23 protein-coding genes are annotated in these 24,900 nt (G+C 49.9%); 19 read left to right on the top strand and 4 right to left on the bottom strand.

What is annotated here, in order from left to right; all coding sequences use genetic code 11:
- Nucleotides 1–138: 138 nt before the first annotated feature.
- Nucleotides 139–708, bottom strand: coding sequence for a hypothetical protein (locus PPG34_RS06215; protein WP_313832284.1), 570 nt, complete (start codon nucleotides 706–708; stop codon nucleotides 139–141).
- Nucleotides 709–1,157: 449 nt separating this feature from the next.
- On the opposite strand from PPG34_RS06215, the gene PPG34_RS06210 reads away from it, so the two are divergent.
- Together PPG34_RS06210 and PPG34_RS06205 are read left to right on the top strand one after the other, a co-directional pair.
- Nucleotides 1,158–1,571 (top strand): secondary thiamine-phosphate synthase enzyme YjbQ, encoded by a 414-nt coding sequence (locus PPG34_RS06210; RefSeq protein ID WP_313832283.1) that lies wholly within the window; start codon nucleotides 1,158–1,160, stop codon nucleotides 1,569–1,571.
- A gap of 98 nt (nucleotides 1,572–1,669) precedes the next feature.
- Nucleotides 1,670–2,683, top strand: coding sequence for a hypothetical protein (locus PPG34_RS06205; RefSeq protein ID WP_313832282.1), 1,014 nt, complete (start codon nucleotides 1,670–1,672; stop codon nucleotides 2,681–2,683).
- Nucleotides 2,684–2,729: 46 nt separating this feature from the next.
- Here the strand turns inward: PPG34_RS06205 and PPG34_RS06200 are convergent, their stop codons facing one another.
- Together PPG34_RS06200 and folB are read right to left on the bottom strand one after the other, a co-directional pair.
- The gene (locus tag PPG34_RS06200; protein ID WP_313832281.1) at nucleotides 2,730–3,575 is read right to left on the bottom strand and encodes a PHP domain-containing protein; all 846 of its coding nucleotides are present in this window, start codon (nucleotides 3,573–3,575) and stop codon (nucleotides 2,730–2,732) included.
- Nucleotides 3,576–3,591: 16 nt separating this feature from the next.
- Complete coding sequence (gene folB, locus PPG34_RS06195; protein ID WP_313832280.1) at nucleotides 3,592–4,518, bottom strand: dihydroneopterin aldolase; 927 nt, start codon at nucleotides 4,516–4,518, stop codon at nucleotides 3,592–3,594.
- 150 nt (nucleotides 4,519–4,668) lie between these two features.
- Between folB and moaC the strand changes: the two genes are divergently transcribed.
- The 6 genes from moaC to PPG34_RS06165 all read left to right on the top strand — a co-directional run bounded on the left by moaC (nucleotide 4,669) and on the right by PPG34_RS06165 (nucleotide 11,763).
- A complete protein-coding gene (moaC, locus tag PPG34_RS06190; RefSeq protein WP_313832279.1) occupies nucleotides 4,669–5,199 on the top strand; it encodes a cyclic pyranopterin monophosphate synthase MoaC in 531 nt (176 codons plus the stop codon).
- A complete protein-coding gene (locus tag PPG34_RS06185) occupies nucleotides 5,196–5,918 on the top strand; it encodes a molybdenum cofactor biosynthesis protein (RefSeq protein WP_313832278.1) in 723 nt (240 codons plus the stop codon). Before moaC ends, PPG34_RS06185 begins: the two co-directional genes overlap by 4 nt.
- Nucleotides 5,915–6,973 (top strand): GTP 3',8-cyclase MoaA, encoded by a 1,059-nt coding sequence (moaA, locus tag PPG34_RS06180; RefSeq protein ID WP_313832277.1) that lies wholly within the window; start codon nucleotides 5,915–5,917, stop codon nucleotides 6,971–6,973. Before PPG34_RS06185 ends, moaA begins: the two co-directional genes overlap by 4 nt.
- 252 nt (nucleotides 6,974–7,225) lie before the next feature.
- The gene (gene accD, locus PPG34_RS06175) at nucleotides 7,226–8,071 is read left to right on the top strand and encodes an acetyl-CoA carboxylase, carboxyltransferase subunit beta (RefSeq protein ID WP_313832276.1); all 846 of its coding nucleotides are present in this window, start codon (nucleotides 7,226–7,228) and stop codon (nucleotides 8,069–8,071) included.
- Nucleotides 8,072–8,183: 112 nt separating this feature from the next.
- Complete coding sequence (locus PPG34_RS06170; RefSeq protein ID WP_313832275.1) at nucleotides 8,184–9,485, top strand: bifunctional folylpolyglutamate synthase/dihydrofolate synthase; 1,302 nt, start codon at nucleotides 8,184–8,186, stop codon at nucleotides 9,483–9,485.
- A 70-nt stretch (nucleotides 9,486–9,555) separates the two neighbouring features.
- Nucleotides 9,556–11,763: an LPS-assembly protein LptD gene (locus PPG34_RS06165; RefSeq protein WP_313834272.1), complete on the top strand. Its 2,208-nt coding sequence runs from the start codon at nucleotides 9,556–9,558 to the stop codon at nucleotides 11,761–11,763.
- Between the two features lie 87 nt (nucleotides 11,764–11,850).
- Here PPG34_RS06165 and PPG34_RS06160 read toward each other — a convergent pair whose 3' ends face one another.
- Nucleotides 11,851–12,066, bottom strand: a complete 216-nt coding sequence (locus PPG34_RS06160; RefSeq protein ID WP_313832274.1) for a hypothetical protein — start codon at nucleotides 12,064–12,066, stop codon at nucleotides 11,851–11,853.
- Between the two features lie 212 nt (nucleotides 12,067–12,278).
- On the opposite strand from PPG34_RS06160, the gene PPG34_RS06155 reads away from it, so the two are divergent.
- The 11 genes from PPG34_RS06155 to PPG34_RS06105 all read left to right on the top strand — a co-directional run bounded on the left by PPG34_RS06155 (nucleotide 12,279) and on the right by PPG34_RS06105 (nucleotide 24,797).
- A complete protein-coding gene (locus PPG34_RS06155; RefSeq protein WP_313832273.1) occupies nucleotides 12,279–13,733 on the top strand; it encodes a sigma-54-dependent transcriptional regulator in 1,455 nt (484 codons plus the stop codon).
- A gap of 202 nt (nucleotides 13,734–13,935) precedes the next feature.
- A complete protein-coding gene (locus PPG34_RS06150; protein ID WP_313832272.1) occupies nucleotides 13,936–16,008 on the top strand; it encodes a tetratricopeptide repeat protein in 2,073 nt (690 codons plus the stop codon).
- Entirely contained in the window at nucleotides 15,989–17,200 is a 1,212-nt protein-coding gene (locus PPG34_RS06145; RefSeq protein ID WP_313832271.1) for a two-component system sensor histidine kinase NtrB, read from the top strand. Before PPG34_RS06150 ends, PPG34_RS06145 begins: the two co-directional genes overlap by 20 nt.
- Nucleotides 17,197–18,561 carry a sigma-54-dependent transcriptional regulator gene (locus PPG34_RS06140; protein WP_313832270.1) on the top strand — a complete coding sequence of 455 codons (1,365 nt, stop codon included), beginning with the start codon at nucleotides 17,197–17,199 and terminating at the stop codon, nucleotides 18,559–18,561. Before PPG34_RS06145 ends, PPG34_RS06140 begins: the two co-directional genes overlap by 4 nt.
- A gap of 175 nt (nucleotides 18,562–18,736) precedes the next feature.
- Nucleotides 18,737–19,144 (top strand): flagellar basal body rod protein FlgB, encoded by a 408-nt coding sequence (flgB, locus tag PPG34_RS06135; protein WP_313832269.1) that lies wholly within the window; start codon nucleotides 18,737–18,739, stop codon nucleotides 19,142–19,144.
- A gap of 96 nt (nucleotides 19,145–19,240) precedes the next feature.
- The gene (flgC, locus tag PPG34_RS06130) at nucleotides 19,241–19,684 is read left to right on the top strand and encodes a flagellar basal body rod protein FlgC (protein ID WP_313832268.1); all 444 of its coding nucleotides are present in this window, start codon (nucleotides 19,241–19,243) and stop codon (nucleotides 19,682–19,684) included.
- A 106-nt stretch (nucleotides 19,685–19,790) separates the two neighbouring features.
- Nucleotides 19,791–20,096, top strand: coding sequence for a flagellar hook-basal body complex protein FliE (fliE, locus tag PPG34_RS06125; protein WP_313832267.1), 306 nt, complete (start codon nucleotides 19,791–19,793; stop codon nucleotides 20,094–20,096).
- Nucleotides 20,097–20,215: 119 nt separating this feature from the next.
- Nucleotides 20,216–21,856 (top strand): flagellar basal-body MS-ring/collar protein FliF, encoded by a 1,641-nt coding sequence (gene fliF / locus PPG34_RS06120; RefSeq protein WP_313832266.1) that lies wholly within the window; start codon nucleotides 20,216–20,218, stop codon nucleotides 21,854–21,856.
- Nucleotides 21,856–22,851 carry a flagellar motor switch protein FliG gene (gene fliG, locus PPG34_RS06115; RefSeq protein ID WP_313832265.1) on the top strand — a complete coding sequence of 332 codons (996 nt, stop codon included), beginning with the start codon at nucleotides 21,856–21,858 and terminating at the stop codon, nucleotides 22,849–22,851. The genes fliF and fliG overlap by 1 nt, the downstream gene beginning before the upstream one ends.
- Nucleotides 22,832–23,497 carry a FliH/SctL family protein gene (locus PPG34_RS06110; RefSeq protein WP_313832264.1) on the top strand — a complete coding sequence of 222 codons (666 nt, stop codon included), beginning with the start codon at nucleotides 22,832–22,834 and terminating at the stop codon, nucleotides 23,495–23,497. Before fliG ends, PPG34_RS06110 begins: the two co-directional genes overlap by 20 nt.
- Nucleotides 23,466–24,797 (top strand): FliI/YscN family ATPase, encoded by a 1,332-nt coding sequence (locus tag PPG34_RS06105; RefSeq protein WP_313832263.1) that lies wholly within the window; start codon nucleotides 23,466–23,468, stop codon nucleotides 24,795–24,797. Before PPG34_RS06110 ends, PPG34_RS06105 begins: the two co-directional genes overlap by 32 nt.
- Nucleotides 24,798–24,900 lie beyond the last annotated feature (103 nt).

Below are 24,900 nucleotides of genomic sequence, written 5' to 3'. Positions count from 1 at the left end.
TCTTTCACCAAACAGTGTAGGGATTGTAACGAAAGTTTCTAGGTGAAAAAAGGTTTTGACGGAGTTTGCGTGTTTTTACAACAACCCCGAATGAAATGCTTGAATGGTAGGGGATGATTTGGGTGGAACAAAGGGATGCTAGGACTGGGCTTTGAGTTGGTGCTCACTGACCCACCCCGAGGCTCCTGACTTAGTATGGACGAGATAAATCCACGTATTTTCTACGATGGCTCCATCTAAGATGGTGAGGAGTTCTCCCGTTTTAACCAAGGGGCCTGGTTGTTTGCCCTCAGCATCTCCTGACAGTTTTATGGTGCTTGGGCCGTCATGCGGAGTGACTACGGCGACCAACTGGCCCTCTCGGTATGAGGGAGTCGGTGGGTGTGAAGTTGACGCGGCTTTCCCTTCACTGCGAGTTGGAGTATTGGAGTCGACTGCCTGATCTTGGGTTTTAGATGCTGGGGCCGTGATCATGCTTGTCAAGGATGAGAGGGCGCCAGGGTCCATCAGGAAATACCCGACCCCCGCAATGATGAGAAGCAGGAGAATTAATACGAGCGGACGTCGGCTTGGCGGCTTGGGATCGAGGTCATCCATATCATCCAATCCATCATCAAAATCCAGGTCTTTCTCTGCGTTTTGGGCGAAAAGTAATGCCCACGGATGAAAGGTGCCCGAAGATCCTGGCAAGGTGAAGGCTGGATTCATGAGTAGAACCCTCCGTCTTGGTTTGAGGGGAAGCCGTTGCGGGGATGAATTGTTTCGTTCTTGGGAATATTATCTTGTGTCATCATTAGATGAAAGCCTAAGCAGTACCACCTATTCATACCACTCATCCTAGGGCATGTCAATTAATGGCTATGGTTATTGGTGCGTAATATTTGGGAGAGGGTAATGTGAAATTTTTGTGAGGAATAATGGACGGTAACGTTAATTGTGATGTGTATGGAGAATACCGTAAAAATAGTTTGATCGTTGTTCTTAATCAATCACACACGACAGTGTTCGCATGACAAAAGTGTGGCCTACTAACCCGGACACATAAAGGATCAAGCACTGTGACAAATCCGCTCGGGAAAACCTGTGGCTAAATTGCTTGCATATCCTGGTATCGTTATGCAGAATGCACTTTACACACGGTGATCGTGGCAGAAATCATGAAGTCGTACCGAGAAGAGTTGTGGGTGGAAACGAAGAGCCGTCGTGCCTACATAAACATTACCCCTCAAGTTGAGGCGGCCATCCGAAAGAGTGGAATCCAAGAAGGCCTCGTGTTAGTGAATGCCATGCATATCACGGCCAGCGTGTATATCAATGATGATGAGTCGGGTCTCCTAAAAGATTACGACGAGTTTCTGGAAAAACTCGCTCCGCATGAGGCCTCTTACCGACACAACGAGACTGGCGAGGATAATGGCGATGCCCATATCAAGCGGCAGATCATGGGTCGAGAAGTTACCGTGGCCATTACCAATGGGCAGTTAGATTTCGGACCTTGGGAACAAATTTTTTACGGCGAGTTTGACGGGCGTCGTCGCAAACGTATTTTGATCAAAATGATTGGCGAGTAAACACTTGTGATTTTTGTGCCAAATGCCGAAGAAGAAGGAAATCTTGCAGTCTAAGTTGATGCAGTTACAAAATCCCCAGCCCTTGCGAGGAAGATAGCATGTCGAGTTGGTATCGCCCGGATCCGTTAACGCGCGACCTGATTCATCTCATCAACGCCCGGCGTCATGACCATGGTGACTCCGAACTTGCGATTGAAGTCCTGCAAGCCTTGTTAGAGCAGGACCGTGAGTATGATGTGTTGACCGTACTTGCCGCTCTGGATGAGGAAATGGCGGAATGGTTATTTGATCTCCTTGCCGAAGCGTCGTGTTCGGTGATGATTGACGGGGATCCGGAGGATAAACCGGCCTATGCCGTACTTGGGGCCATTGAGTTGCCGCTTCAGGCGAATTTGCCTAATCCCCTGCAATTAAAATTGGACCCCGAACGCACAGCGGAATTATTGCGGAATTGCCTGCACATTCAGCCGGGAACGGTGATTACGGTTGAACGTCGATTGTTAACCGACACCACGCTCGATTTTCTAACTCTTCAAAAAATACACGATCATGTGTCTGCGATGGCGAGTTCACATCGCCGTCAACCCGTGGCGGCCCGATTGCATCCGCCAGTCGAGTCCACCGCCTTTTTATTTTTCGAACTCATCGGCGCCGGAGATTCTTCGTTGCCGGAAACCATGGAAGAAGACGATCGGGAAACGTTGATTCAAGGTCTCGTGGCTCAATGTCCGGAAATCGCTTTAGCGCCCAATTCCCTGGAAGTTCCGGTCTATGCCGCCTATGCCATGTTCGATGCACAAAATGCCGTACGTCTTCATCGCCTTGCCGATGAAACCGCAGCCGTCTGGCACGATCTCGACCCACCGGTTCGGAGTCGGACGATCGTGCATTTGCATACGCAATGTGGAAACGGGGTGTATATGCCGGTGTGGACAGATTTGTTCGACCCCGAACTTCCTGATGACCATGGACCTATCTGGACATCGCCCGATGTCTGGGTCTTTACCGCCGACTTACCCATTGAATGGCCCGGTGAAATGCTGACGAATCGCTTATTAGCTGAAGGCTGCACCCGATTCGAAAACCACATCGTCGAAGCGCCGGACAATTAATTCATTTTCAAAAAATTCCAAGATTTTTCTATGGCAACCTTTTAGTTCAGGTTCTGACTTTCTTCCTCAGGGGTTCCAATAATTTTTCAGTAACTTTTAAATCCCCTTTTCCTCTTCCAACGTAAATGCCTGGTTTGGCGGTGCCGTGAAAATCACTGCCTCCGGTCATGAGTAGGTCTAGCTTTCTTGCCAGTTCGAGAAATTCTGAGGTTTGCCGCTTGCTGTGGGTGCTGTAAAACACCTCGATGCCCATGAGCCCGGCTTCCTTGAGGGTGCGACACATTTCGATCAGTTCCGGTCCTTTACGTTTCGTCCAATGGGGATGGGCCAACACCGGCACGCCTCCTGCTTCGCGAATCCAGGCTATGGCTTCGCGCGTGTCCGGTGATTCACGTTCAACATACGCTGACGCGCCATCGGCGAGGTAGCGATCAAAGGCTTCCTTGGTTGAACTGACATATCCTTTGGCGACTAAGACGTTGGCGATGTGAGGCCGACCAATCGAGCCTGTCCCTGCCATGGCTTTCACTTCTTCATACGTCAGCTCCAAGCCAAGTTGATTGAGTTTGTCGACGACACGCGGGTTTCGTTGTTCGCGATTTTCTTGCTGTTCAGTGAGGCGGGTTTGAAATGTGCCATCCTGCCAATCGAAGAAATATCCCAGGATATGCGTATCTTGTCCTTCGAATCGGGAACTCAATTCGATTCCGGGAATCACCTTGATTCCCTTGTCCAATGCAGCGGTTATCGCTTCGGGAAGACCGTCTACAGTGTCATGATCCGTGATGGCCAAAGCCGTGACCCCCGCCTCATGAGCGAATTGAATGACCTCGGCGGGGGAATGACTCCCATCCGAATAGGTGGTGTGAAGATGTAAATCTATGCGTGGCATGTAGATCCTTTGGTTCCTAAACTTTTTGGGCGACGAGTCTGGCTGTGTAAGGGGGAGAAGTGCCTATCGGGTCAGGATGCTGTCCTTCTTCATAGTGGAGCACGCGCATTCCGGTGGCTAGTTGAAGCAGTTCATTGTGTTCCAAGCAAAATTCTTTGCGTCGTGGATGTTGGTATTGGTGATGGTTGTCGATAATAAATGTTTCGTAAATTAAAATCCCCTTCGGCTTCAGCGCCTTGAGAAGGCTCGAAAAAATCGGGCGATATAAATAATTGAAAACGAGTACTCCTGAAAATTCATTGTTCCCCAAAGAAGGAGGATTTTCTGAGTCAACCTCAAGATCAAGTTCCCACCCTTTCACATTGGGAAGGTGTCGTTCCTGCGCGGCTTTGGAAAGCGCTGCGAGTGCCTCAGTGTTCCGATCAAGACCAACCACTTCATATCCTTGCTTCGCCAAGTACAGAGCATGCCTCCCTGTTCCACAGGCAAGATCAAGCACTCGGCCTGGTGGGATTTGCGAGGCATATTTCACAAGAAATGAGGAGGGACGTGAGCCTCCCATTTCCACGATTTGAGATAATTGAGATCGGCGGTAGGTCAGCCTGACTCCTACAGATCCTAAGACATGAGTCAGGGGGGGCTTGGCTTTCCGCACCCATATGCGCAGGGTGTCAATGGGGAACTCTGCTAAGAGCACTCGACTTATTCGATCTGCTAATGTTTCAATTAACGCGCATTCTTCGGACCGCCCAATGTCCACCACTCGATCGGAAACTTGGGCGTAATCAATGGTTTTGGCGAGCATGTCAGTTTGTATGGCATCTTCCGAAGAGCAGGAAAATTCCAAGTCAACAAGCAAGGGCTGGGGGCTCGATCGTTCCTCAGGGGTGACCCCACAATGGCCCTGGAAACTAATGCCTTCTATTATTAACCCTTGATCCATAACGGCATTGTCAAAGAGCCGAGGGAGGGTGTCAAGGCGAAGGGAAAGGCCCCGGCTTGCTTGACCTGCTTTTCACTCGACTCCTATAATGTCACACGCCTTGCTGTGGGAAAAAAGTATTTAGGAATCTTAGGACTACACCGTACTTTTATGGCTGATTTCACGCATTTCAATGACTCAGGACGGGCGAGAATGGTGGATGTCTCGGCAAAGGCCTCGACCGAACGGATGGCTGTGGCCCAAGCGCGGGTGTTCATGCAGCCAGAAACCTTACGCCGCATCCAAGAGGGAAAAATTGCCAAGGGCGATGTCTTGGCCGTGGCGCAGGTGGCTGGGGTCATGGGTGCGAAACAAACACCCAACCTTATCCCAATGTGTCACCCGCTTATGGTGACCAGTGTGAACATTGATTTCCAAGAAAATACCGAACCCGACAGTGTCGGACTGTGCTCGTTGACCATTCAAGCCGCCGTAAAAACGGCGGGGCAGACTGGGGTGGAGATGGAAGCCATGACTGCAGTATCGGTCGCGGCCTTAACCGTTTATGATATGTGTAAGGCCGTAGATAAAGGCATAAGTTTTGGCGACATGTTTTTGGTTTCTAAAGAGGGGGGGAAGTCTGGCACCTACGTGCGTCCGGGGTGTGAAGTCCTGTCTTCAGGAAATGGTGTGCAGTCATGACTCTGACCGTCAAACTTTTTGGGATGTTGAAGACTTTGTTGAAGCAAGATGCCGACTTGACCGTCGAGCTTTCAGCGGAGGGCCAGGTAAGTGATCTTATCGAAAAGATTCAGGCTCTGAATCCCGAGTTGGGAGAGTTGCTGCTCAAGAAAAAAGTCTTGGTGTCGGTGAACCATGATATTGCTCATGGAGAGACCGTATTGACGCCCACCGATGAAATTGCCTTGCTGCCGCCCTTTGCTGGCGGGGCCACTAATAGGGAGAGCGAAACCATGTCTACGGTTGATGCTGAAGAAGCCATGTTGGTTCGCGTCCAAAGGGAAAATTTCTCCATCGATGAAGAAATTGAACGAGTGAAGCAGCGATCCAAACGGATTGGGGGCATTGCTACGTTCCTGGGGACGGCCCGTGACCGGTCGCAGGGACGAGATGTGAGTAGTATTACCTTTGAACATTATGAAGGGATGGCGCAAAAAAAGTTGCGGGAAATTCGCGAACGGGCGCTCCAAGACTTTGACATTATCGAAGCCTTGATCCTTCATCGTTATGGGGCCATCGATATTGGCGAAAATATCGTGTTGATTGTGATCGGTGCCGAGCATCGAGCCGATGCCTTCAAAGCCTGTAAATGGTGTATCGATGAACTCAAACAAATTACCCCTATTTGGAAGTTGGAACAGACTCCGGAAGGGGAGGTCTGGGTGGAGCAACATCCATGAGCCTTGCGTCAGGACAACCCATGACCTCTGAATTGTTGGATACGTTTGATCGTCCTTTGCGGAGCTTACGGTTGTCGGTCACGGATCGCTGTAATCTCCGTTGCCAGTATTGCATGCCCGAAGAAGAATATGCCTGGTTGCCTCGGGATACCCTGCTCACCTTTGAAGAAATCAATGTCCTTGTCAGCATTTTCGCTGAGTTCGGCGTGGATCGGATCCGATTAACTGGGGGCGAGCCCCTGCTTCGGCGCGACCTGCCGACCCTCATTCGCATGATCGGGCAACATGCCCGCATTCAGGATATTGCGCTCACCACCAATGGCATACTTTTGAATGAACAGGCCCAGGCGTTGTTCGATGCCGGATTGCATCGTGTGACCGTGAGTCTCGATACTCTTAAGCCAGATCGATTCAAGACATTAACGCGTCGTGAAACTTTTGATCGTGTCCTGGAAGGAATTGCCATTGTTGAAAAAGTTGGGTTTACTGGGCTTAAGATTGATACGGTAGCCATCAAGGGTTTTAACGATGATGAACTCGTGGCCCTTATTGAATATGGGAAATCCGTCAATGCCGAAGTTCGATTCATTGAGTATATGGATGTGGGGGGCGCGAATGATTGGTCCCTGACCAAGGTCCTCTCTCGTGCCGAAATCTTGCTGCAACTTCGACAAACCTATGGCCCCATCGAGCCGCTGATCGAAAATAGTTCAGCCCCAGCCCAACGTTTTCTGCTCTCTGACGGGACAACGTTTGGAATTATTCCTTCCACCACCACGCCATTTTGTGCGACCTGTGATCGTAGCCGTTTGACCGCCGATGGGTTTTGGTACCTCTGCTTATATGCCAAACAAGGCATTGATTTGCGGGAGCCTCTTCGCCTGAAAGATCTTGAAGAGGTTCGCAGCCGAATCCGATCTGGCTGGGGATCTCGAACGGATCGTGGCGCTGAAGACCGTAAGAATCTTGAACAATCCAGTATGCGTGGCCGGTTTATTGAAATTGAGAAGCTTCGGCAAGATCCTCGACTCGAAATGCATGCTCGGGGAGGATGAGTCTCTTCCCCAGTTCGCGTGATCCTTCTTTTGGCTTATCCCGTCTCCAGGTTATTTTTTCTCGGAATATATTTGCTAGTGCGTTCCTCAATGCCTTGACTGCAAATCTGAAGAATTTCCCGATTGTTAACCCCCTTTGCTTAATAGTCGCCAGATCTCTACTCATTTCATTTTCTTGATGGAAGGTAGATGCTGTGTTACATTTTCTCTCCTGTGTCCTGAGGTTTTTGGCTTAATGGAGATTCCTTAATAATGGCATGGTTTAAAAAAGGCCCTAAACATAAATCCGAAAAAGGGAAATTGAATATCGTTGAAGGGATGTGGGTAAAGTGTCCCTTTTGTCGAGCCATTGTGTATCAAAAGGAAGTCGAGAAAAATTTCAAACTCTGTCCCAAATGTGAATATCATTTCCCGCTTTCCGTGAACGAACGTATCGACCTTCTTCTGGACCCAGACACTTTTCAAGAATGGGAAGCCGATCTCGCCCCGGCCGACCCGTTAGGTTTTGTTGATACTCAGCCCTATGTGGATCGGTTAAAAACGTATCAAGAAAAAACTGGGAGAAAAGACGGGATGGTGATCGGAGGAGGATTGATTCAAGGGAAACCTCTTGTTATCGGGCTGTTTGATTTTCGGTTTATGGGCGGGAGTATGGGCTCGGTTGTGGGAGAGAAAATCTGTCGAGCTGTTGATCGGGCCTTGAAATCGAAACATCCTTTTTTACTGGTGGCGACATCTGGTGGTGCTCGGATGCAAGAAGGGGCTTTGTCCCTCATGCAGATGGCCAAAACCGCTGCAGCTGTGGCTCGTCTTCATGAGGCACGCCTGCCCTTTATCTCCTTATTAACCGATCCGACATTTGGGGGAGTGACGGCCAGTATTGCCATGTTGGGTGATATCATTCTAGCTGAGCCTAAAGCGCTCATTGGGTTTGCTGGGCCTCGGGTGATTGAACAGACGATCAAGCAACGCTTGCCGGATGGATTTCAGCGTGCTGAATTTCTCTTAGAACATGGGATGATCGATTCGATCGTTAACCGGCCCAATCTCCGTGACACGGTTCATGTGGTGTTGAGACATCTCTCGCATTCCCATTAAGTGGTTTGCTGTTTACGGAAAACCGTGTTGCGCACATTTTCGTCAACACCCGGGCGACCGTTGATATTGTGGAAAGATCGGCAAGAGTTGGCGGAAATGGCCAAAGCAAGAAATGTCTGAGTCGTACCACGCCAGCCTTACCTACCTTTATGGCCTTCAAAAACATGGCATCAAACTTGGGCTTGATACCATCCGAACGTTGTTAGCTCAATGCGATCATCCCGAGCGAAAGTATTCGGTTTTACATATTGGTGGAACCAATGGAAAAGGGTCATCGGCAGCGATGACGGCCGCCATTCTCCAAGCGGCGAATATCCGTGTGGGGCTCTATACGTCTCCCCATCTCATCGACTTTCGCGAACGCATTCAAGTCCAAGGCGTCAAGATTCCAGAATCTCGGGTGGTGGATCTTGTGCAAAGATTTCGCGTGGGGTCTCATTCGAGCTGCACCCCTACTTTTTTTGAGACCGCGACGGCGATGGCGTTTCAGTATTTTGCCGAGGAAGAGGTGGAGGTGGCGGTCTTGGAGGTCGGAATGGGTGGGCGGTTTGATGCGACCAATGTGTGTGACCCCAGTGGAGTTTTGATTACCAATGTCTCATATGACCATGAAGCCTATCTGGGACATACCCTTGAGGCCATTGCCTTTGAAAAAGCGGGGATCATCAAAAATGGTGTTCCCGTAGTTATAGGGACAATGGATGAATCGGCTAGGGACGTGATTTCCCAAAAGGCCAAAGAGCAGGGTGCTCCACTCTGTGAATATGGAAGGGACTTTACTCTCAATGTTCAAGGTGAAGGGGTCTTTGAATATCAAGGACCCACGCAACATTTTTCAGGGCTTTCCTGTGCCCTTCAGGGGGCCCATCAACTTGTAAATGCGGCTTGCGCCGTGGCCCTTCTAGAGAAGAGTGTCATGGCCAGTCGAGTGATTTCACGAGAGGCTATTGTACGAGGGTTGAGTTCTGTGTCGTGGGAAGGTCGTTTGGAAACGCTGATGACCAATCCGACCTGGGTCTGCGATGGGGCACATAATCCCGCGGCGGCCAGGAAGTTGGCGCATCATTTGCAGGGTATGATCGAAAACGTTCCTAGTCGAAAGCTTATTATGATTGTGGCCATGATGCGGGATAAAAATATTGCGGCGTTTTTTGCCGAACTTCTGCCATTAGCCGATGTCATTATTTGTACCCAGATTGACCATTTTCGTTTAGCGACAGGGGACGAATTGAAGGACAGACTTTTGACGGGAAGTGTTCCTATACATCAAGCCTCCACACCCGAGAAAGCCGTGGCTTTGGCCCATCGAATAGCCAACTCGCATGACCTGGTTTGTGTGACGGGATCTTTATATCTCGTCGGTGCTGTGAAAAGTGTGTTCTCTGGATCCACATATGCTCCCCTTGTCGGGTAATCCACCGAAGAAGTTTTTTCTTTCCTACCCTTGGTGTCGTTGGGCGGGAGCTCTTGTATGCGTGCTATTAATGATATTGGGATGGGGTTCTCCAATCTCTGCATCTGCCCAGCCGACGTTGCCAGTTGCCGAAAGCACAGATTCCACTTCCCGCCCTCCTTTGGACGTTACCGCGGAACGAGTTGAATTTGATCGCGTGACAGAAGTCTTTCGCGCCGTGGGTTCGGTAATAGTGACTCAAGGTCCACTTCGATTAACGGCAGACGAGGCCACGATTCACAAACTCTCTGGAGCCCTACAAGCCAAGGGGGCGGTGCATTTGAACGATCAAGTCACTGAGGTTTGGGCTGATGAGATGGAAATTAATGTGTATACCGAAGCTGGAGTGATTACCAATGGAAAGATTTTGTTACAAGAAACGAATACCTGGGTTCGCGGCCGTTTGCTTCAACGGTTTTCCGAAACACACTTTCGAGCCAAAGACGGGACCTTTACGAATTGTGATGCGGACGATGGGCAAATTCCTGATTGGAGTTTTGCCTTTGCCGACATAGATCTTGAGCAAGGCGATAGCCTTTTTGCCAAAAATGTGTGGTTTCAAATCAGAAACCAACGCATTCTGCCCTTGCCAATGATCAAATATCCCATGCCCGGGGCTCGCAAAACCGGTTTTCTTCTTCCCACTGCCGGGTTCGATAATGTTTTGGGGTTCCAATATCGACAGGACTTCTTTTGGGCAATTTCTCCGAGCCAAGACCTACTTGTGACGCCACAAATTTTAACTGACCGCGGTTTTGGTGGAGATCTGGCCTATCGATATATTATCAATCGCCGTTCAAAGGGCAATTGGTTATTAAGTTCGCTCTACGATACCGATTTGGATAAAGGCCGGGCGCAAATTACCGGCGCCCATGTACAACAGGTGAATGAGGACCTTTTTGTTCAAATGAACGTGAACTATGCCACGGATCGTACCTTATTGCAGGATTTGACCAGTTCCGGCGTGTTCCGTTCCTTGCCGAGCCAAGAATCCATTTTCAATGTTACCCAGCGTTTGCCGGGAGGAAGCGCCTATTTAAAAGCCCAGTATTTGCAACCCTTGAACTCTGGTGGGCGTAATACTTTTCAACGGTTACCGGAGATTGGGCATGGGTATACCAGTCCTGCGTTTGCCAATGAGATACTGGTGGTGGATATGAATTCTAATTTTGTTCACTTTTGGCGGGAGCAGGGATTTCATGTCAGCCGCTTAGATGTGATGCCAGGAATATCAACGCAAGGGCTGCATCTTGGAAATGTCGTGGGCCTTCGCCCGCAAATGAAATTACGTGAGGTGGTGTATTCACATGGTCGTACTTCACTGCAGGATGATTCGCGAGATCGTGGAACGTTCTGGTTGGGATTTGAAGCCTTTTCCAACTTGTCCCGGCGGTTTCCTCTGGGCCAAGGGCATCGGCTCCGTCATACCGTCGAGCCTAGACTTTTTTACGAATTTGTGCCGGACACGAAGCAATCCGATTTATTGCAGATTGATGCTGTAGATAATCTCATTAAGAAAAATTTGGTGACCTATTCTGTGAATACTCGTCTGAAGGATGAGCGTTCAGGCAGTGGGTCCACGACATTGTTAGATCTATTTTTTGCCCAAAGTTACCACTTAGGAGGGGCTCCGGGCCAAGCAAGTAACTTTTCAGATATGTGGGGACGTGCTATCGTAGGCCTGCCCAGGGACCAACTGCCTCCGTCATTGAGTAATGCGTCAGTCTCATTCGATGCGTTTTTTAATCCCGGGGACGTTGAATTTAGCCAGTTCAATACCAATATTTTGTTGCAAGCTTCTCAGACTGCGTATATAGAGGTTGGACATCGACATACACGAGCGGGAACTATTTCCCAGCGTGGGGATATTTGGAATCCTCTTTCGTTCAATGAAGTCCTAGCTCCTCAATCGGAAATTAATTTTCTCACATTAGGAGGAGCCGTTCGGACCCCTTTTGGCTGGACCGCAGGGTCAAAGGTGTATCATGATTTTGCCAAAGGACAAACGCCTGAATGGGATGTGGTGGGGCTGTACCAAAATCCCTGTCGGTGTTGGTCCCTGGGGCTTTACTATATTCGACTGGGTGGTGCCGATGGATTGCCCGAAAGAAACCAATTTAATTTTGTTTTAACCCTTCGCGGTATCGGGGCAACACAAGGAAATGGTACAGCCCTTCTCCAGTCAATCTTAGGTCCTTTGTTGGGGGGCGAGGTGGGAGTGCCTTGGTCACCGAACTAATGGCGAAGGCTTGAAATGACTTTCGCGTCAGTGGAGTTTGATAAGACTTAGAAAATTGAAAAATGTGTTGAGAAGAGTAACGAAAGACTAATTCGAGGATAGTGTATTTTGTGCTTGCGCCGTGCCAGTCAATCCTGGATAGTCCAATCCAATGGGGACGGCAGAGCAATGGGAGCTCCACCATTCCAGCATATCATTAAGAAAAGGATCTTCAGGCCCGGAAGCCATCAGGTGCCCATAGAGATAGCCTGTTTTGCTATCAAATAGAATAAAAAGGGGCATGGGGGATTTTTCAGGATGCATTGGGATGATCCTTACTGGGAACATAAATGTTGAAAGATGTGGTTTTGACCATTCGTGGACATGTGAACGGCCTATTACTATATTGATCGGAGACTTTGAAAAAATCTTTAGATTTAACTGGAGACCATTCGATATCAACAAGCATAATGTCTGATGAATGTGACGGTTCTTCACGCAATGAACGATGCCCACTTTGAGAAAAGGAGCGACTGATGGCTTCCATGGAAGGACAAGGCCCTGACATGACTACTGCCTCCGCACATATTTTGATTGTTGAGGATGAAGGGGATGTACGCGATGCTTTGCAGGCTCAGCTTTTGATGGAAGGGTATCAAGTCGTCGAGGCGAGATCGGGAAGTGATGCGCTCGAATTAGTAGCGCAACAGTCTTTTGATGTCGTGCTGACGGATGTTCAAATGCCAGGATTGAATGGTATTGAACTGTTAAAAAGAATAGCCCCTTTGCCATCTGCTCCCGCAACCATCGTCATGACCGGGTATGGCTCTGTCTCTTTGGGTATCGAAGCCATGAAAGCCGGGGCTCATGATTTCTTGGAAAAACCCTTCGGAGGAGAAATTTTGCTCGCCACCGTCGCCAGTGCGCTTCGCATGAAACGGCTGCGAGATGAAAATGTTGAATTGCGTCGAACGGTACAGGGGCAATATGGGTTAGGGAAACTCGTTAGCCAAAGCGATGTCATGAAGGAAGTGTTCCGCCTCATTGAATGTGTGGCGGACTCGGAAGGTACCGTGTTGCTTCTTGGAGAAAGCGGAACAGGAAAAGAGTTACTTGCCCAAACAATTCATTATAATAGTTCTCGGCGAAAAGGGCCTCTGGTTCCGGTGAATTGCGGCGCTATCCCTGAGTCCTTATTGGAAAGCGAGTTATTCGGTCACGAAAAGGGTGCCTTTACTGGCGCCGTGGCCACGAAAGTTGGCCGGTTTGAGCTGGCTGAAGGCGGCACTATTTTTTTAGATGAAATTGGAGACCTGAGTCCGCCACTCCAGGTGAAAATTTTACGTGTTCTGCAGGAACGTACATTTGAGCGGGTGGGCGGTACGCGGACCTTGAAAACTGATGCTCGGGTTGTGGCCGCCACTAATCAAGATCTTGAGGAATTGGTCAATACCAAACGTTTTCGCGAGGACCTGTATTATCGCCTCAATGTCGTGCCCATCATGGTGCCCCCGCTTCGACAACGGAGTGGGGATGTTCCACATTTGGTAGCTCATTTTATGGAACAACTGAATCAACGCCGAAAAGCCGAGCTGACCGGTTGCTCAGAAGAAGCCATGGCCTTACTGTCGGATTATCAATGGCCAGGCAACGTTCGGGAATTGGCAAATCTAATTGAGCGAGTGGCAATTTTAAAACGAAAAGGTCAAATTGAGATCTCAGATCTTCCAGAAAAAATCAAACAACCAAGTGTGGTGCCTGCGCTTTCGGCATCTACTTCAATTCCGGGGGCCGGTATCAATTTGAGCCAAGTGGTAGAAGAATTTGAGAACAGATTAATACTGGAAGCGTTGGAGCGGACCAATTGGGTGAAGAGCCGCGCTGCACAGTTACTCCAAATCAATCGTACCACTCTCATTGAAAAACTCAAAAAACGATCATTGGCCTCTGCAGTGTCCCAACGACAAGGGACAGCCTCCACTCCTTCCTGACCTCTGCGTTCTTATCCCAGTGCCCGGTGTTTTGACTCTCGTGTCAACCTACTGACAGCATTTTCCCTTCCGTCCATTTCTCCTAATCTGCAATTTTCTGGAATTTCCTTTATTCCTCGGTTGTCATGGTCCCGATGAGTCCCAAGGAAAAATGGTCCAAAAATTGCTGAATGTTCGTATGGACAGAAAAGGATGTAGTGGTGTGACCCGTCTTCTGACGATCTATGGAATGGTCTTAATGCTGACACTTGGGTTCTCACAAACTGGTGAGGCATCGTCTTGCCATACCTTCCCCTGGAGCGAACTGTCAGATACAGGTGAACTCCCACCCGCCTTCTTGGAGGGACGGAAGGCTATGGAAGACGGATTTCACAAAGAAGCCTCCCGCGCGCTGCAGACATTTATTCGTGAGCATCCTGAAGGGGAGAAAAGTATTGAAGCACGGTTCGCACTTGCGACCGTTTTAGCTTTAAAAAATGATCCTAACGAAGAATTTTTGGAAACGATTGGTCATCTACAAGCCGTGCGACGCCGCTACCCAGAGAGTAAATTCAGTGCATGGGCCTTGTGTGAGATTGGAAATCTTTATGTACAGGGAGGATGGTTCGTTGAGGCAAAGGGTTCGTTTGAGCAATTTTTGGATGCCTATCCTGACCATCCCTTAACTCCGGGAGTGTTAATTGGTGCAGCCACTAACTTCCTGAACCACGAACAAAATCTTGAAGCAGCCTTAATTTTTCGACGCGTGCTTGATCATCCTGAATGGCAAGACTTTCATCTTGAAGCTGCCCTGGGCTTAGCGGATGGAGCGGCTGCATCCCAGGCCTGGGAACAAGCGCGGTATTGGTATGAAACCGTGGAGTTAGAAAAACCTGAATTGCTTCGAGCCTCGGCTGGTTCTCTGTATCGGCGAGGCTTAACGGAATTGGCCTTAGGGCACACCGAGGAAGCCATTCAACAATTTCTCAGTGCATTCAATTTGCATCCCTATCACAAAGATGCTGGGCGATCCATGTCACGGTTGGCGGAATTGCTTGGGGCGCAAGGGGATAGTGTGCCCTCTTTGTGGTTTGCCCATTTAGCGATGAAACGTTTTCCTGGTCAGGAGCAAGCCTATGCAGGCGAGGCCGCCATTCTTCGATGGGTCCATGCTGATCTGAAGAAAGGGCCAGATGCAGTATTTAATGGCGAGGTGCGACCACGGTTAGCGGAGTTAGGTATTCCTCTTCCCATTACTTGGAACGAATTTCGAGAACGAGCTGCACGATTGGCCATGGTGGCCGGCGGGGATATTGCCAATGAAGTGTCGCTATGGATGGCGGAAAGTTACGAAGCCGAAGGTAATCATGATGAGGCCATGAGACGGTACATTCACCTATTGGGGACAAGTAGCGAGACCACGTGGGGAACGAAAGCAAGTGACTCCATTAAAAATATTCTTTTGCAATATGCGGGGCAGCAGGATTGGGTCCGCCTGGCATCATTTTTTGACGTGTACCCGAAAATGTTTGCCGTTTTAACTCCTGGTCCCCAATTAATGTTTGTCATGGGAGAAGCGTACCGTCATTTACAACTTCCCGAACAGGCCATCGAGTGGTATGACCGCCTGTTAACCAAACATCCCTCGGCATCCATTCGAGAGGACGCGTTGGCCCAGAAAGTGCTGGTAGGGGCGCAATTGCACGATGATACAGCGATTCAGGAGGCCGGTCAGCGTTATGTCAAAGATTTTCCGGAAGGGCGATGGATTGTCGACGTGTCGTCAAAATTGGGAGAGCTGGCACTTGAACAAAAACACTTTTCATCGGCTCAAAGCCATTACTCCACGGTGTTGGCTCATGTGACGGAAGAAGAAGACCGGGTCAACATCCGTCGACGCCTTATTCGTATCCAACATCAGGCCGGAGAAATTGAAAAGGCGATTCAAGGCTATCAAGCTCTCATTCGCGACAAAGTGGCGACGAATGAGGATCGCCTCATGTATGCGGATGTGTTGTTTGACGGAGGAAAAATCCAAGAGGCGAACCAGGAGTATGCTCAGTTGGTTGAGGCTTTGGAACCCTCCGACCTTCAGGTGTGGGCGCAATACCGATTGGCGGTGACCTACCGGGAGCTTGGAAAAATCGATGAGTCAACAAAAATCCTAGCGAAATTAACCAAGTCAAATGATATTGCAGGCGAATTTGCTTCAGCCGTCCGAGCCGCTGCGGTTGCACAGAAAACGGAATTGCGATTGGTCGTAGCAGAGGAGCGTCGTGAGAAAAACAAAAAGTAGAACGTCATCATTGACGGTGCCTAGTCTGAGCCGTGATGTTGTTGCGGCCAATGCTGGGACTCGTGAACTTTCTCATCTTGCCCCGCATCAATTGGAATCGGAACTCCGGGCACATACGTTGGCCCTGGACTCTAAGCTTCAGGAAATTGCCAGCTTGAGGCAGCAGCATGATTCCTTGCTTGGCACGCTTGAGCTGGGGGTGGTGGCCACGAATTCGACGGGTCGCGTGATATCCGTCAATGCGATGGCGGAGAAATTGTTAGGAACTACTCGCCAACACATGATGGGACATTCACTCTTCCAAGTCTGGAAGGCATGTGGATTGCCTGAAGTGCCATTTTCTTCAATTCGGCATGGCGACCGTTTCCTGACTGGTTACGATCAAATGCAGCCTGCGATCGGGCCTCGGGGGCACGGAGGAATCCGAATCCTTAAAGATGTCACCATGTTGACCACTCTTCAAGGCCAACTGGCAAATCAGCAACGGTTGGCGGTCATGGGGGAAATGATTGGGACGATTGCCCATGAAATCCGCAACCCACTAGCGAGCATTGAGCTATTCGCCTCATTGCTGGGTACCTCGATTCAAGATGATGCCGAACGACAAACGTTGGCCAAGCAAATTGCCAGGGTGGTCCGAAGTCTTGATCACGTGTTGTCGAATTTATTGCTCATGACGAAGAACGTGGCACCAAATTTTCATCCAGTCCCTCTCGATACGATTGTGCATGATGTCATCATGATGGGGATGCACGCCATTCGGGAACGATCGGTCTCGGTATCAGAAAATCTTCGGCACTCTCCAAGATTGATCTGCGTGGATGAACCATTGTTTAAACAGGCGTTGCTGAATCTCCTTCTCAATGCCATCCAATCGTCCACGGAAAATGGAGTGATCGAGATTTCGAGTCGATGGGTATCAATTGATACATCGAGAGAGGGTTTGGCAGGGAATCACGCTCGCGAAGCGATGGTGATCAGTGTCCGAGATAATGGGTGTGGAATACAAAAGGAAGATCAGGAACGCATGTTTGAACCGTTTTTCTCGAAACGTCGGGGAGGTACTGGATTGGGATTGGCCATTGTGCGTCAGATTATGGATGTCCATCAAGGATGGGTGGAATGTGAGAGTGCACCGGGAGAAGGAACGACCATCGCCTTATGGGTTCCCCAAGGAAGGGAGGGGTCATGAAGGAAATGTGTGAATATGAAGAGTCGGTCATTCTTGTGGTCGAAGATGATTCGAACATGCGATTGGCCTTATCCAAGTCTCTCGGGGGACAAGGCTATCCCGTTGTTCTGGCTCATGACGGGTATGAGGCGTTGGAATATTTGGAAAAACAGCCTACGTGGTTGGTGATTGCGGATGTCAATATGCCCGGAAAAGGCGGTATCGAGATGTTGAGAGATATCAGGGCCGCGGGGAATCCGATTCCCGTAGTGTTGATGACAGCCTACAGTACGGTCGACACGGCCGTCCAAGCTTTGAAACTTGGAGCGGCGGATTATCTACAAAAGCCGTTTCCGCTTCAGCAATTAGAAAGCATGATCTCACGAATCCATCAAGAATCTTGCGGGTTAAATGAGGAAATATCCTCTCCAGTAGAAGAAAATTCTTCCGTGGGGTTCCTCACCGGCAATGAACGAGTCCGGCAAATTTTGAAGATGGTGGAAGCCGTGGCATCTAGCAATGCCACGGTATTGATTCAGGGAGAGAGTGGAACTGGGAAGGAGATCTTAGCCCGCTACATTCATAGTATTAGCCCAAGAACCAATCGCCCCTTTGTCGCGGTCAATTGCGCAGCGTTACCTGACGGGTTATTGGAGAGTGAATTATTCGGATATGAGAAGGGTGCCTTTACAGGGGCGCTGGCTCGACGTAGTGGAAAATTCGAATTGGCTCATCAAGGCACCCTATTATTGGACGAAATTGGAGAAATGAGCCTCGGATTACAGGCGAAACTTCTTCGGGTACTTCAGGAACGTGAAGTCGATCGTCTTGGTGCCCGTCAGCCGATTTCCGTGGATATCCGCGTCTTAGTCACCACGAATCGGAATTTGTTGCAAGAAGTACAAGCTGGGAATTTTCGGGAAGATCTCTATTATCGATTAAGCGTCATGCCGGTCACGCTTCCTCCTCTCCGCGAGCGTCCAGAGGATATTCCATTGCTCGCAGAATATTTGGCGGAACGATCATTTAAAAGAAATCATCGTCCAGGTGTGGGGATTACGCCCGAAGCTCTCGGCTGCTTGAAGTCTCGTTCTTGGCGGGGGAATGTTCGCGAATTGGAAAATGCGATTGAACGTGCCGTCTTGCTGGCTGACAGTGGTCCTTTGCGGATCGAACATTTTGCGTTTGATGCGGCTTCCCCACAGGTCGTGACTACAGTGGAACCCACGGGTTCCATTTGGGAAATGGAACGGGATCTCATTTTGCGAACCTTGGAGCGTCATGGAGGAAACCGTACGCATGCGGCCAAAGAGTTAGGCATTAGTATTCGGACGATGCGAAATAAGTTACGGGAATACCGTCAATTGGGGATTGAGGTGTAGCGAAACAGTGAATAGGCAAGGATTGCAGATCGGCAAGAACGATCTAGCCGATTGTTCCCAGTCAACGAGGTGACAGGGCAACCAACGACGCCTTAAGGAGCCAAGTGGGCAAGAAAGACGTCGGGCCGCGAACTGGCATTGAGGTTGCTAATTTTCTCAGAAGGAGGAAACGAACATGGTCATCACACCCTGGGATGGGGGAACCAAACTGTATGAAAACTCGCTCGATGTGCGAGGGGCGATTCATGAAACCGTCGCGGCCAATATTGCAAATGAAGAGACCCCTGGGTACCGCGCCATGCGTCTGCCGTTTAAAGAAGCCTTGCAAACGGCCGTGAATGGCGGTGGTCCGCTCCAACCCATGAAAACGCATCCCTATCATTTGCCGGTCATTGCTGAGAGCGAGCGTCAATTTTTATCCGTGACGACTCCCCTTCAGGGAGGTGGGCCTGATCAAAATACCGTCAACCTTGAGGAAGAACTCACGCAGATGGCCGAAAACAATCTTATGTATATGGCCGTGGCCCAGTTCCTAGCAGGACGATTCGATGGGTGGCGGAGTGCCATTAATGAAGGCCGATAACCATTTATAGTCGCTCGTTGTTGGTGAGTCATATCTCGTAAAAATGAAATACGAGCAACAAGCGACGAGTAACTGGCAACGAAACAAGGAGGTATTATGAATATTGATCGATTATTTTCAGTAGTAGGGTCAGCCCTCGGGGCACAACGTCAGCGGCTGAATATTATTGCCGGGAATTTGGCAAATGCAGGTTCGACGCGTTCTCCGGACGGAGGCCCGTATACGCGAAGGGATGTCGTGTTTCAATCGGTGCAGCAAGGATCGCCCTTCAAGCAAGTGTTTTCAGCAGCGTTTGGTGGAGCGGCCGAGCCAAGCGGGGTCCGGATCTCTCAGGTAATTTCTGATCCACGTCCACCCCGACAAGTGTACGACCCCAAACATCCTGATGCCGACTCGAAAGGGTTTGTGTCGTTGCCGAATGTGAATTCAGTGGAAGAAATGACGAATTTGTTATCCACCTCACGTGCCTACGAAGCGAATCTTGCGGTATTGGATGCTGGGAAAAGTATGGCTCTACGAGTACTGGACTTGGCACGGTAAACATCGTCATACGTGAAACGTGATCCATGAAGCAGAGGACAAGGCGTATTCCATATTGTACCCATTATGCATCACGATTCTTTGACAAAAAGGATAAGGAGCTCTGATGGATGATCTGACTATTCGAGGGTTTGAATCGCTTGCAAAGATTAATGAACGGGGGGTCGTGACCCCTGGCCGGCAAGTGGAATCCGAAGGCTTTGTCGAATTGCTCAAAGGCGCGATTGACAATGTTAACCGGATTGGGCATGAGGCCGGAAGATTGGAAGATGCCGTGGCTCGCGGAGAAAATATGAATATTCACCAGGCGGTCATCGCTGGTGAAAAGGCGGGATTGTCCTTTCAGTTAATGATGCAAGTGCGAAACAAATTGCTTGACGCGTATCAAGAAGTATCACGAATGCAGATCTAACGTCTGAGCAACATAACATCAAGGGCAGAATACCAAAAAGGATGAGACTCGTGGGAAGAGTTTCGCGACGATGTGGGACAACGGCTCCTGTGAAAGGGGGCGCAAGGTAAGTTTCGTACATGGCTGAAATCGAAGAAACGACCAAAACGATTCTGGATATCGCCAAGGAGAATTTCCAGCGATTAACGTCCATACAACGGATGGGGTTGCTGGCGTTATTGGCGTTGGGTATTGCGGCAATTCCCGTGTTGATGCTCATGGGGCGTGAACCCGACATGTCGGTCTTATTCTCGAATTTAGAGGATGGAGATGTTCAGGCGATCGCAGGCCGTTTAGAAGCGCAACAAGTTCCCTATTCTATGGTGGGTAATGGGAATACCATTATGGTGCCCAATGATCGTGTTCATGAACTGCGCATTCAAATGGCTGGTGAAGGGCTTCCTGAGGCCAGTGGCGTGGGATTTGAGATTTTTGATCGCTCAAACTTGGGAGTCGGGGAATATGCGCAAAAAATCAATTTCCGTCGTGCCTTACAAGGAGAATTATCGAGGACGATAGGTCAAATGCCCGGTGTCCAACGTGCTCGTGTGCATCTCGTGATTCCCGAGCGTCGACTCTTTACCAGTGACCGTGAGCCCTCTCGTGCGGCAGTCGTGATCACACCAAAACGTGGAGGGACGCTAAACGAATCCCAGGTGCAGGGCGTCGTGCATTTAGTGGCTAGTAGTGTGGAGGGTCTTGATCCTGCCCAAGTCACCGTGGTGGATAGCCGTGGGCAAGTGCTCAGTCAGCCGGAACAGGACGGCCAAGTTGAATTAAGCGGATCGCAATTGGAAATGCAGCGGTCACTCGAAACAGATTTCGAACGCCGCGTGCAAACCATGTTGGACCAGGTCTTAGGACCGGATATGTCGGTCGTTCGCGTGTCGGCAATGTTGGACTTTCGGCAAGTTGAAGTGACGGAGGAACAGTTCGATCCTGATACGCAGGTGGTTCGCAGTGAGCAGCGAAGCCAAGAAAAAGTGACTGGGGATGATGGCCCCAGCGGGGTTCCTGGGACGCGGTCTAATGTACCAAACGAAGAACCGGCTGATGGCAGACTCGGTGGCAAAGAGGCGAAACGCAAATCTGAGACGGTCAATTACGAAGTGAATCGAAAAGTCAGCAAAGTCATCGAGCCAAGTGGCACTCTTCAACGCCTTTCCGTCGCCGTTTTGGTGGACGGCACGTATAAGGACGTGGTGAATGAAGAATCTGGGGAGACGACGTCGGAATATGTGCCGCGAAGCGAAGAAGACATGGCGAAGTTGGTGGAAAGTATCAAAAAAGCCGTGGGTTTTTCTGAAAAACGTGGAGATCAAATCGAGGTGGTCAATCATCAATTCAAGAGTGCCACTCTTGATGTGGAAGACCAAACAACTATCCATGCCGTAGAAGATTTCTTGATCACTTGGGGTGGATATCTGAAGCCGCTTGTGTTCTTGTTGTTGGGGCTATCGGTGCTGCTACTCGTGGTCAAGCCGCTCGTCAAGAATTTGGTGACACCGCCGATGGCTCTATCGGACCAACCCTTGCCAAAAGGGTTGCCGGCTACAGTTGGTGAGTTAGAGGCTCAGGAAGAGGTGAAAGCGAAAGTGATCTCTCCGGAGCAACAGGCCGTAACCATGGCCATAGAAAATCCACAAGCCGCGGCATTCGTGATTCGAGAATGGATCAAAGACGAAACCGAGACGGCTATGTCGGCAATCGAGGCGAAATAATGGCCGGGAAATTAACAGGTTCGGAAAAAGCAGCGATCTTACTTTTAGCCATGGGTGAACAGGCTGCAATCGAAGTCATGAAGATGTTAGATCCCAAGGATATTCGACAAGTCGGACAGGAAATTGGGGGGATCGCCAGTGTGGCCAGCGAAGATCATTCCCTGGTGATGGCGGAATTCACCAAATTAGCCGCGACCTCAGGGCTATCGGTTGAGGGGAAGACCTTCCTTACAAAGGTGTTGAATAAAGCGTTGGGTCGAGATAAGGCTCGACGAATCTTGGCTTCATTAAGTACGTCTGATAATGCAGGATTTGAAGCACTCAAAGTTCTTGATGCGGCATCGATTGCCAATATGCTGACACATGAACATCCTCAAACCGGTGCTCTCATCATGGCCAATCTTGATGCAGACCAGGCCGGACAAGTCCTTGGTTTGTTGAATGCGAAAAAACGTGAAGAAGTGATGTACCGCATGGCATGTACAGAAGATGTGTTGCCCAGTGTGCTAGAGGAATTGAACACCGTTATCGAAGAAGAATTGCGTGTGGGGGTGGGGCGAAATGCAGTCCCCGTTGGTGGTGCCGGTATGGTGGCGGAAGTGTTGAATACGGTTGGAAAGGAAGTCAAGGATACGATCCTGTCATCACTGGAATCTCGTAATGAAAAACTGACCGAAGAAATACGTGCCAAGATGTTCGTCTTCGAGGATCTGGAATTTGTTGATGATCGTGGCATGCAAGAACTGTTACGCGAAGTGAGTAAAGAAGACCTGATGATTGCCTTGCGGGCTGCAGACGATGTTTTACGCGATAAATTCTTCAAGAATATGTCGAGCCGGGCCGCCGATGCGTTAAAAGATGATATGGAAGCCAAAGGTCCGGCGAAGTTGAGCGATGTCGAAGCCAGCCAACGGACGATATTGAAAGTCGCACAAAAACTTGCGGCTGAAGGACGAATCGCGCTGGGAGGTAAGGATGCCGAGCAGATGGTCTAAAGTCATTAAAGAAGTTAAAGGCTCCTTGGCTATCGAAAGTTGGGAAGCGCTGGATTTAGACGAAGAACGGCTGGCTCGAGAACGGGCAGAACAGGAGAAGGAACCTCCCCATGATTGCTCGCAACTGCAACAGGAAGCCTACGAATCCGGGGTAGAAGCGGGGCGTACTCAAGGACGAGCCGAGGTCCAAGGTCCTGCTGAGGCTGAAATGGCGAGGGCATTGAGCCTTATCAGCCAAGTTGAGCACTTGCGCGTACAGTCAGCGAAACAGGCCGAGGCCGATATCGTGGAACTTGCCTTGGCCATGGCCCGCAAGGTCATTCATCGTGAGACTAGTCTCGATCCGGATATCCTTGTGACCCAAGTTCGAGAAATAATCTCCAGTATTGCCGAGAAAGGATTGATTCGAGTCTTGGTACATCCCAATGAAGTGGAGCATCTCCTATCTTTTCGTGACTCATTGCCCGGCGCTGATGGAAAGCCCGCTCAACTAAGTATTGAAGCGGATGAAACGATTCAAGCCGGCGGATGTATCATTGAGTCCAGTCAATATTTCATCAACGCTACCATCGAAACACAACTCGAAGCCATCTGGCAGGAAATGCTTGTGTCTGATGCCGAGAACGACTCTCCTTCAACGACTTGAAGATATCCGTCCCATCAAAATTCATGGTCGGGTCTGCCGAGCGGTTGGGCTCACGATTGAAGGAACAGGGCCGGTCTCTTCTGTGGGGCAATGTTGCCAAATAGTATCTCCTGCCGGTCATTGCGTGGAAGCCGAAGTCGTTGGGTTCCGAGATGATCGTGTGCTGGTTATGCCGTTGGGGGAAGTGCGCGGAATTGGCCCAGGCAGTCGACTCGTGTATCAACCCGACAATCCACAGGTCCGGGTCGGATCAGGTTTATTGGGGCGAGTCCTTGATGGCTTAGGAAATCCCTTGGATGGCAAAGGTCCGGTGCCCACGACGGACTCTTATCCTCTTTATTCTCCTTCCCTCAATCCTTTAGACCGCGCTCGTATTACGCAACCTTTAGATCTTGGTGTTCGTGCCATCAATGGGCTACTCACCTGTGGTCGTGGACAAAAGGTCGGCATTTTTGCAGGGAGCGGGGTAGGAAAAAGTGTCCTCCTCGGCATGATGTGCCGACAAACGGCCGCAGATGTGACGGTATTGGCGCTAATCGGTGAGCGCGGGCGTGAAGTCAAAGAATTCATTGAGAAGGAGTTAGGAGAGGAAGGATTGAAGCGGACCGTCGTGATCGCGGCGACTTCAGACCAACCGCCCTTGGTTCGATTGCGCGGAGCCTTTATTGCCACGGCGATTGCCGAATATTTTCGTGATCAGGGGCGTGATGTCCTGTTGCTCATGGATTCCCTCACCCGGGTCGGACATGCGCAACGAGAAGTGGGGTTAGCCGTGGGTGAACCGCCCACCTCCAAAGGCTATCCACCGTCGGTTTTTACTGTACTTCCACGTTTATTGGAACGGGTGGGGCCGACCATGACGGGTTCGTTAACGGGTTTATACACGGTGCTGGTGGAGGGAGATGATTTGTCCGACCCTGTCGCTGACTTTGTTCGAGCCATTCTTGATGGCCATATTGTGTTGAGCCGTGAGTTGGCCTCACGAGGACATTTCCCTGCTATTGACGTGCTACAAAGCGTGAGTCGCGTCATGCCTGATATCTCCGAGTCTTCACATCTCACCTCGGCACGTGCCTTGATGGAACTCATGTCACTCTACCGCAATGCAGAAGATCTGATTAACTTGGGCGCGTACCGAAGTGGGTCGAATCCTCGTCTGGACTTGGCGGTTTCAATGATGGATCCCATTACACAATTTCTTCGGCAAGGCATCTCTGAAAACGCCGATTTGGCAACAAGTTTGCAGGAAGTAGAGCAATTAGTAGCACAGGCCCAGGAGCATGTGGGACAAAAAACGTGAAAAGTCATGGGTGAAGTGAAAAGTACTGAAAACCATTTTTCCCGGAATGCATCACGTCGCACAGAATCGTTTATGTAAAAATTGGCAACGAAGACACAGGGCA

The sequence above is a fragment of the Candidatus Nitronereus thalassa genome, from assembly GCF_032191465.1.
Lineage (GTDB): Bacteria > Nitrospirota > Nitrospiria > Nitrospirales > UBA8639 > Nitronereus > Nitronereus thalassa.
This window is presented reverse-complemented; position numbering and strand designations above follow the sequence as displayed.

What these genes read in the sequence shown, in the direction of transcription:
- PPG34_RS06215 (WP_313832284.1), bottom strand. Translation starts at nt 708, where the DNA reads ATGAATCCAGCCTTCACCTTGCCAGGATCTTCGGGCACCTTTCATCCG.
- PPG34_RS06210 (WP_313832283.1), top strand. Translation starts at nt 1,158, where the DNA reads ATGAAGTCGTACCGAGAAGAGTTGTGGGTGGAAACGAAGAGCCGTCGT.
- PPG34_RS06205 (WP_313832282.1), top strand. Translation starts at nt 1,670, where the DNA reads ATGTCGAGTTGGTATCGCCCGGATCCGTTAACGCGCGACCTGATTCAT.
- PPG34_RS06200 (WP_313832281.1), bottom strand. Translation starts at nt 3,575, where the DNA reads ATGCCACGCATAGATTTACATCTTCACACCACCTATTCGGATGGGAGT.
- folB (WP_313832280.1), bottom strand. Translation starts at nt 4,518, where the DNA reads ATGGATCAAGGGTTAATAATAGAAGGCATTAGTTTCCAGGGCCATTGT.
- moaC (WP_313832279.1), top strand. Translation starts at nt 4,669, where the DNA reads ATGGCTGATTTCACGCATTTCAATGACTCAGGACGGGCGAGAATGGTG.
- PPG34_RS06185 (WP_313832278.1), top strand. Translation starts at nt 5,196, where the DNA reads ATGACTCTGACCGTCAAACTTTTTGGGATGTTGAAGACTTTGTTGAAG.
- moaA (WP_313832277.1), top strand. Translation starts at nt 5,915, where the DNA reads ATGAGCCTTGCGTCAGGACAACCCATGACCTCTGAATTGTTGGATACG.
- accD (WP_313832276.1), top strand. Translation starts at nt 7,226, where the DNA reads ATGGCATGGTTTAAAAAAGGCCCTAAACATAAATCCGAAAAAGGGAAA.
- PPG34_RS06170 (WP_313832275.1), top strand. Translation starts at nt 8,184, where the DNA reads ATGTCTGAGTCGTACCACGCCAGCCTTACCTACCTTTATGGCCTTCAA.
- PPG34_RS06165 (WP_313834272.1), top strand. Translation starts at nt 9,556, where the DNA reads ATGATATTGGGATGGGGTTCTCCAATCTCTGCATCTGCCCAGCCGACG.
- PPG34_RS06160 (WP_313832274.1), bottom strand. Translation starts at nt 12,066, where the DNA reads ATGCATCCTGAAAAATCCCCCATGCCCCTTTTTATTCTATTTGATAGC.
- PPG34_RS06155 (WP_313832273.1), top strand. Translation starts at nt 12,279, where the DNA reads ATGGCTTCCATGGAAGGACAAGGCCCTGACATGACTACTGCCTCCGCA.
- PPG34_RS06140 (WP_313832270.1), top strand. Translation starts at nt 17,197, where the DNA reads ATGAAGGAAATGTGTGAATATGAAGAGTCGGTCATTCTTGTGGTCGAA.
- flgB (WP_313832269.1), top strand. Translation starts at nt 18,737, where the DNA reads ATGGTCATCACACCCTGGGATGGGGGAACCAAACTGTATGAAAACTCG.
- flgC (WP_313832268.1), top strand. Translation starts at nt 19,241, where the DNA reads ATGAATATTGATCGATTATTTTCAGTAGTAGGGTCAGCCCTCGGGGCA.
- fliE (WP_313832267.1), top strand. Translation starts at nt 19,791, where the DNA reads ATGGATGATCTGACTATTCGAGGGTTTGAATCGCTTGCAAAGATTAAT.
- fliF (WP_313832266.1), top strand. Translation starts at nt 20,216, where the DNA reads ATGGCTGAAATCGAAGAAACGACCAAAACGATTCTGGATATCGCCAAG.
- fliG (WP_313832265.1), top strand. Translation starts at nt 21,856, where the DNA reads ATGGCCGGGAAATTAACAGGTTCGGAAAAAGCAGCGATCTTACTTTTA.
- PPG34_RS06110 (WP_313832264.1), top strand. Translation starts at nt 22,832, where the DNA reads ATGCCGAGCAGATGGTCTAAAGTCATTAAAGAAGTTAAAGGCTCCTTG.
- PPG34_RS06105 (WP_313832263.1), top strand. Translation starts at nt 23,466, where the DNA reads ATGCCGAGAACGACTCTCCTTCAACGACTTGAAGATATCCGTCCCATC.